This is a genomic window from Helicobacter sp. (assembly GCF_029067145.1).
Classification (GTDB): Bacteria; Campylobacterota; Campylobacteria; order Campylobacterales; family Helicobacteraceae; genus Helicobacter_D.
The window spans coordinates 1-7297 of sequence record NZ_JAIEFA010000086.1; the positions used below are offsets into that span (position 1 = coordinate 1).

General features: G+C 37.9%; 6 protein-coding genes. 4 read left to right on the forward strand and 2 right to left on the reverse strand.

Features of this window, described 5'->3' with window-relative positions:
* The first annotated feature begins 258 nt into the window (after positions 1-258).
* Genes K2N75_RS08385 through K2N75_RS08400 form a run of 4 tightly spaced genes read left to right on the forward strand, consistent with a single transcriptional unit; the run spans position 259 to position 5140 of the window.
* Positions 259-840, forward strand: a complete 582-nt coding sequence (locus K2N75_RS08385) for a hemerythrin family protein (RefSeq protein ID WP_297681716.1) — start codon at positions 259-261, stop codon at positions 838-840.
* A 13-nt stretch (positions 841-853) separates the two neighbouring features.
* Positions 854-2800, forward strand: a complete 1947-nt coding sequence (tkt, locus tag K2N75_RS08390; protein ID WP_297681718.1) for a transketolase — start codon at positions 854-856, stop codon at positions 2798-2800.
* Positions 2801-2803: 3 nt separating this feature from the next.
* Positions 2804-3112 carry a hypothetical protein gene (locus K2N75_RS08395; RefSeq protein ID WP_300120334.1) on the forward strand — a complete coding sequence of 103 codons (309 nt, stop codon included), beginning with the start codon at positions 2804-2806 and terminating at the stop codon, positions 3110-3112.
* A 42-nt stretch (positions 3113-3154) separates the two neighbouring features.
* A complete protein-coding gene (locus tag K2N75_RS08400) occupies positions 3155-5140 on the forward strand; it encodes a PD-(D/E)XK nuclease family protein (protein WP_300120336.1) in 1986 nt (661 codons plus the stop codon).
* Here K2N75_RS08400 and K2N75_RS08405 read toward each other — a convergent pair.
* On the reverse strand, positions 5115-5618 hold the full coding sequence (locus K2N75_RS08405) for a DUF4149 domain-containing protein (protein ID WP_297681688.1): 504 nt from the start codon (positions 5616-5618) through the stop codon (positions 5115-5117). The two genes, K2N75_RS08400 and K2N75_RS08405, sit on opposite strands and share 26 nt — an antisense overlap.
* A gap of 61 nt (positions 5619-5679) precedes the next feature.
* Positions 5680-7297 (reverse strand): phosphoethanolamine--lipid A transferase (locus K2N75_RS08410; RefSeq protein WP_297681690.1); only part of this gene is annotated, 1618 nt, incomplete at its 5' end.

A 7297-nucleotide genomic window follows, 5' to 3' on the forward strand; every position in this document is an offset into this window, starting at 1 on the left:
TTCCATAGTGAATTTACTTTATGCTTGATTTTAGATTCGTAACTCAAAGCAGATGAGTTACTTCGCAATACACGCTAATCAATCTATAATGTGGAATCTCGTTTAAATGATTCTACTTGTCATTCTTGGAGGAAAATATAATCTTAAACAAAGCTGCAAGGCGAAATGAAATTCTATAAAAATAAAAAGAATTAAGTAGTTTTGTAGTAGAATTAAAAACTTAGTGATTTGAAATCACTTGTGTAAAAAGGGGATGTTATGTTACCAACATGGAGTAAAGAAATCAGCGTGCATAATGAAAAGATTGATGAGCAGCACAAAAAGCTATTTGAAATCGCAGGTCGTGCCTATATGATGACAGAAAAAAAATCAAGCAAAGAGGAAGTGATTGGGGTTTTACGTGAATTGCTTGAATATACAAAGGAGCATTTTAAAGACGAGGAAGAGTATATGCAATCCATTTCTTTTCCTCGTTTGGAAGCACATAGGGTAATTCATCAAGACATTATTAGGGATATGGTAAGTGCAGTAACGCGTGTGCAGAATCTTAACGATTTAAAAGATGAGATTGCAAAAATTGCAAAAAATTGGCTTTTGGTGCATATTATCAAAGAAGATATGCAAATTGAAAAATTTCGCCGCAATACCTGCCCGCTTCCTATAAAACCAACAGAACCAAAACCTGAAGAAAAGCCTGTGCAAACTGAAAACAAAAAAATTGAATATTTTTGCGGTTGTCCTAATAAGGTGCATTATGTGCCGATAGATGTGGATAAAAAGATTCGTGCAGGCGGTGTTTTTAATTGTAAAGTTTGCAAGCAAGCAATTCAACCTAAGTAATAAAAGGGACAAAATGTTAGATAAAAATGAATTAAACGAATATGCTTTGATGGCAAATACTCTACGTTTTCTTTGCGCCGATATGGTGCAAAATGCCAATAGCGGACACCCCGGTGCTCCAATGGGGTTGGCGGATATTGCGGTGGTGCTTGGATTCCATATTAGACTAAATCCAAAAAATCCCAAGTGGATTAATCGCGATAGATTGGTTTTTAGTGGCGGGCACGCAAGCGCGCTTGTGTATTCTCTGTTACATTTATGGGGCTTTGAAGTGGGTTTGGAGGATTTGAAAAACTTTCGTAAATTTGGCTCTAAAACGCCCGGACACCCAGAATATAAACACACTCCCGGAGTTGAAATTACCACAGGACCGCTAGGACAAGGAATCGCAAATGCAGTAGGATTTGCAATGGCGGGCAAGCTTGCTGCTTCTATGCTAGGCGAGGATTTAATTTACCATAAAGTCTATTGTTTGTGTGGTGATGGGGATTTAGAGGAGGGCATTTCGTATGAAGCCGCTTCGCTTGCAGGACATCACAGCTTAAACAATTTAATTTTAATCTATGATTCTAACAATATTACAATTGAGGGAGATTGCGGTATTGCAATGAGTGAAAATATTAAGGCGCGTTTTGAGGCTCAAAATTGGGAGGTGTTCAATATAGATGGACATAATTTCTTAGAAATTGATGAGGCTTTAAAAAAGGCAAAAAGTGCGCTTAAACCTGTGTTAATTATTGCAAAAACACAAATTGCTAAAGGTTCGCAAAGCCTCTGTGGCTCGCATAAAGCACACGGAGCACCGCTAGGAGCAGAGGAGATTTGTATTTCAAAAGAAAGCTTGGGATTCAATCCAAAGGAGCAGTTTTTTATCCCACAATCTTGCAAGATTCGCTTCCAAAATACCGCAGAATTGGGAGAATTGGAGAATCACAAATGGGATAAAATCTTTGCAGCAAGTAGCCAAAAGTCTCTTTTAGAGGAAATGCTAAAGCCAGATTTTAGCAAAATCGTTTATCCAGACTTTGAAGCCCAAAAAGCACAAGGCAAAGGAATCGCAACGCGTGCAAGCAATGGAATCATTTTGAATGCAATCGCACAGGCTTTACCCGGATTTGTTGGGGGAAGTGCGGATTTAGCTCCGTCCAATAATACAGAATTAAAAGGCAAGGGCGATTTTCCAAAGGGCAGCAATTTTCACTTTGGAATCCGAGAACACGCAATGGGTGCAATTAGCAATGCAATAGCGAATTATGGCTTGTTTTTGCCATTTTGCGCAACCTTTTTTGTATTTAGCGATTATTTAGCACCAAGTGTTAGGGTAGCAAGCTTAATGCAAAGCAAAGTCTTTTATATTTGGACGCACGATTCTATCGGCGTTGGGGAAGATGGGGCGACACACGAACCTATTGAGCAGTTAAGCCATTTTCGCGCTATGCCAAACCTTAATGTTTTTCGTCCTTGCGATGCCTTTGAAAATATTGCTTGTTGGCAAGTGGCTTTTGAGGTTAAGGGACCCTGTGCGTTTGTTTTAAGTCGTCAAAATCTACCGATTTTAGAAAAGGTTTCTAAGGAAAATGTGCGCAAAGGTGCCTATTTGAAATTGGCTTCCAAGCTAGACTCTAAAAACCCAAAAATCACGCTTTTAGCAAGTGGCAGCGAAGTAGAGCTTGCGCTAAAGAGTGCTGAAAAGCTAGAGCAAGAGGGAATCGCAACACAAGTTGTGAGCGCACCAAGTTATGATTTATTTATACAAGAGGGCAAAGATTATTGGGATTCTTTGTTAAAAGGCAAAGTCATTGCATTAGAGGCAAGTCGTGCTTTGGAATGGTTTGCTTTTGCAGAGGAAGTGATTGGTATGTCTAGTTTTGGCGCGAGCGGAAAGGGCGAGGAGTTATTCAAGCATTTTGGTTTTAGTGTGGAAAATGTAATCCAAATTGCCAAAAAACATTTAGGATAAAAGGTGGAAAGTCTCCATCTGTTTTCCAATGCGCGCGCAATGAAGCATTTTTTTGCGCAAAATTATGCAGAGGACTTTTTACCGAGTGCAAAAAGTATAGCCGAGTTTTTAGACTTTATCTTGAGGGTAGAGGGAAAGCGCAAGATTCCACCTTTTTTGCGCAATTTTTATTTGTATCAAGCAATTCAAGAAAATTATCAAAATACGCAGAAATTAGGCAACTTTGCTAGAAATTTCACACAATTTCTACTCAATTCTACTTTTTTTTTAAAATTTTATGATGAATTGTGCGCAGAATGCGTTTCCTTATAATCGCTAGAAAATTTTGATATTTATGCCTTTTATGACGACCATTTGGAAGTCTTAAAAACAATTTTTAAAAGCTATCAAGAGATTTTAATCCGAAATCATTTTTTTGATAAATATTTTTTAGAGGATTATCAAATTACTTTTGAGTTGCTTTGCCCATTTGAAAGAATCGTGATTCATTTGGAGGGTTTTTTGAGCCGATTTGAAATGCGGGTGTTGCGTGAAATTTCCGAGAAGTTGCCCATTACTTTTGAATTGAGTTTGGATTCTTTTAATCAAGAGTATTATACAAAATTGTTTGGAATCCCTTTGGAAATGGGATTTTATGAGATTGTGTTATCTTGCGATACATTGAGTTATGATAAGATTGCGCAAAATAGCAATCCTAAGGGTAAAGAATCGCAAGTTCAAGTATTGGAGTTTAGGGACAAAATAGCAGAAGTGGGCGGTATTTTTGCGCAAATTGATATGTGGTTGGGGCAAGGAATCGCACCAGAGCAGATTTGCATTGTTTTGCCCAATGAAGAGTTTGCGCACTATTTAAGGCTTTTTGACAAGGCGCGAAATTTTAACTATGCTATGGGGAGTGCTTTAAAGACAAGTGCATTGTATCGGAATCTTAAAAATGCCATTAAAGCACAAAGCGCCCAAGCAAATTGCAACGAATCTCCGCAGGTTGAGGAACAAGATTCTGCCTTAGCGATTCCCAATTTTTCAGATTTTGAATCTTTTAAAGAGTTTTTGCAGAATTTAGAGACAAACTCCAACGAGGCGCAACGAGTCAAAGAGAAGTTTTTGGAGGGTTTAGAGCAATTTGATTTTGCTTTAAAATATCTTGCACCTTTGAATGTGCAAGAGCAGATTTTGGCTTTTTTGGATATGATAGAGGAAGTCCATCTTGATGATGTTGGCGGCGGACGCATTAGTGTAGTGGGGATTTTGGAGACGCGGGGTGTGCGCTTTCCTTATGTCATTATTCCGGAATTTAATGCAGGAAATGTGCCAAACCTAAGCGATAAGGATTTGTTTTTAAACACCGCAATGCGTGAGAAAATAGGATTGCCGACGCGAAAAAGTCGTGAAAATTTGCAAAAACATTATTACGCTAAGTTATTACAAGGAAGCCTGCAAACTTGGATTATGTGCTTAAACAACGACGAAAATAAGCCCTCGCGCTTCTTGTTGGAGGATTCTATTTTTGGAAATTCCCCTTTGCTAAAGGCAGACACACGATATAGCGAGTATTTTTTGAGTGGCAAGGCGTTGAATTATCAAGAGCGCGAAATTATCGCTCCTTTGGAGGCAAAAGCTTTTAGTGCGACAAGTTTGCAGTGTTTTTTGATTTGTCCGCGCAAATTTTATTATCGTTATGTCTTGGGATTCCAAGAGTCTGCGAATGAGGCGGTAAATATCGGTAGCAAAATTCATAATATTTTAAAAGAAATCTATCAAAAGACGCAGGATTATAATATGGATTTGATGTATCAAGAATTTTGCAAGGAAATGGACACAAGCCATAGTTTAAAGGAATCTTTTGAAAGCGCGTTGGCAAAAAAATATCTCAAAAATTTCTTTGAATCTGAAAAAGTCCGCTTGGAATCTGGCTGGATTCCTTTTGCTTTTGAGCAAGATTTTTGCTTTGATTTCGCAGGATTTTCGCTTAAAGGGCGTATGGATAGGATAGATAAAAGAGGCGATGAGGTTTGTGTGCTAGACTATAAATACAAGCGCAATTTAAAGGTGGAATCTAAAAATTATGAAAAAGCCACAGATTTTCAGTTGCCTCTTTATGCTCTTGCGATTCAAAAAGGTGCGATTTATGCGTGTAATCCTAAGCAAATCCAAGCGGGATTTTATGATTTATATGAAGCGCAAATTAAACAAGAGCAAGACTTGAATGCAAAGATTGAAGTTTTGCAAGAAAAATTAGAGATGATTCAAAAGGATTCCAAAGAAGTAAATTTTGCATTAGCTAGCAAGCGTGAAGCTTGCCAATATTGCGACTTTATTTACCTTTGCAACCGCTATTAATCGCTCCTAAAACTCTTAAAATAAAGAGTAAGCATAAACTTGCCATTAGAGTTTTAAAGACATAAACCGATTGTGTGTGCATTGCATCAAAGGCTAAATTTGCGATTCCCTCTTCACCCAAACTTTGCGCTTGCAAAATGTAAGGGGTGTAATAAAGCGTAAAAAGAAAAATCAAAACAATGCTCACTAGCCCCAACAGAGGCGCAACTCTAGCTCCACTGACGCGAAAAGAGAGAATCTCATAAAAAAGAATCCACACCGCTGTGAGATTTAACACAATATTTAACTTGACAAAAATACTTGTCATTAAGATTCCTGATTGGAAAAGTGTCATTTCCAAGTCTGGCACAATAGCAGGTGCGCGAAAAATAGCAGGTGCGCTAAAAGCTCCACAAGCAATTAATGCGCCAAGTGTAACGCCTAGAAAAAGTAGATAAAAGGCTAAAAAGTAGGGTTGTAATCTGAAAAAATTTTGCATAAAAGTCCTTCGTTTTTTGTTGAATTATAACCAAAAGATTTTTAATTTGCCCAAGAATCTTTTATGGATTTGCAAAGATGTCCAAATGGGGTTCGTAGAGGTTTTCTTTCATTTGAACCTCAAAGAATCCAAGCAAAGTGCTAAAAAGATTGTCGTGGGAATACTCTTTGGAATACCTTTGTCTTGCAAGGTTGTTTAGTTTTTCATTATTGCTCCAAAAGATAAAAGGAATGTGTGTTTGTTCCTTAGGCGCGATAAAATAGGGCATTCCGTGCAAGTAGATTCCATTTTCACCCAAGCTTTCCCCGTGGTCTGAAAGATACAAAAGGGCGACTTTGTACGAGGTGAGGTTGTTTAATGTGTGAATGAGGCTTTGCAACAGAAAATCTGTGTAAAGAAGCGTGTTGTCGTAGGTGTTGAATATGGAATCTTGGGAGCATTGCGAGAGGTTGTTTGTCTTGCAAGTGGGGAGGAATCTCTCAAACTCCTTTGGGTATCTTTTGAAATAAGAAGGTCCGTGAGAACCCTGCAAATGAAGGATTAGTAGGAGATTTTGATTTTGATTTTTTAGTATTTCTTTTGCCTTGTCTATTAACAATCCATCGTAATTTTCTGTGAAAAGATAACGCTCTTGCAATCTATCACACACGCCTTTGCAGCCGCCTGAATTGTTGCCAAGCCAAGTGATATAAACTCCTGCTTTTTGGAGAATATCCAAGATATTTTCTGTAAATTTGTTTGTTTTAAACTGGGCTCGCTTAGAATAAGAAAACATACAAGGCAAGGAAATTGCCGTGGAAGTTCCGCAGGCATAGAAGTTTGGGAAAAACACGAGATTTGGAATTGACTGCGTGTAGAGGTTTGTAGGATTCTTTAGGTAGCCTCCCAAAGAGTAGTTTTGCGCCCTTGCAGTTTCGCCCACTACGAGAATAAGCAGTTTTTTATCCTTTGGATTCTTTAAACTCGCACTTGTGGTTAGAATCCTAAAATCTTTGTGAGCAAAATACCGCCCTTTGATGAGTTTTACAAGGCTGTAACCTTGATAAAAAGGTGTGTTGAAAAATCGTATTTGTTGATGAGTGCGTAAAAATGGAATAAGCCAAGCGTTTGAGAGTGCGAAGATTATTGCTGCGATTGTAAGAGAGGTTAGAAATGTGGCAAGTTGTAGCATTAGCTGCTTTTTTGGATTCTTAAACTCAATTTTTATTTTATAAATGCAGTAAAGAGGAAGCACTACCGCAATAAAAACAAAGAACAAAAACTTCAAAGATAGAATCTCTTGAATTTCTTTTGTGTCTGTTTGCAGGACATTTTCTAGCATTGCAGTATCAATCATCACTCCGAAATTGTGCATAAAATACACACAAAAGGCGGTGGCTGGGATTAAAAGAGTAAGAAGGATTTTCCCAAGATAAGGGAGAAAAAGAAGTACGAAACTCGCAAACAAAAGGCAAAAATAAAGGATAAAAAAGAGGAGAAAGGTTTGGAGATTCTCTGCTATGCTAAAAACATAAGAAAAGAGCGGAAAATTTAAACAAGTAATGAAAAGACTTGTGAGAATTACAAAGGAAAGCCACGAGATTTTAAAGATTTGCTTGGGATTGAAAAAAGAGAAAAAGCGGGAAAATGCGCTATGAAATGTTATCCTTGTCGGGGGGGGGGGTATTTTTTTAAAGAAT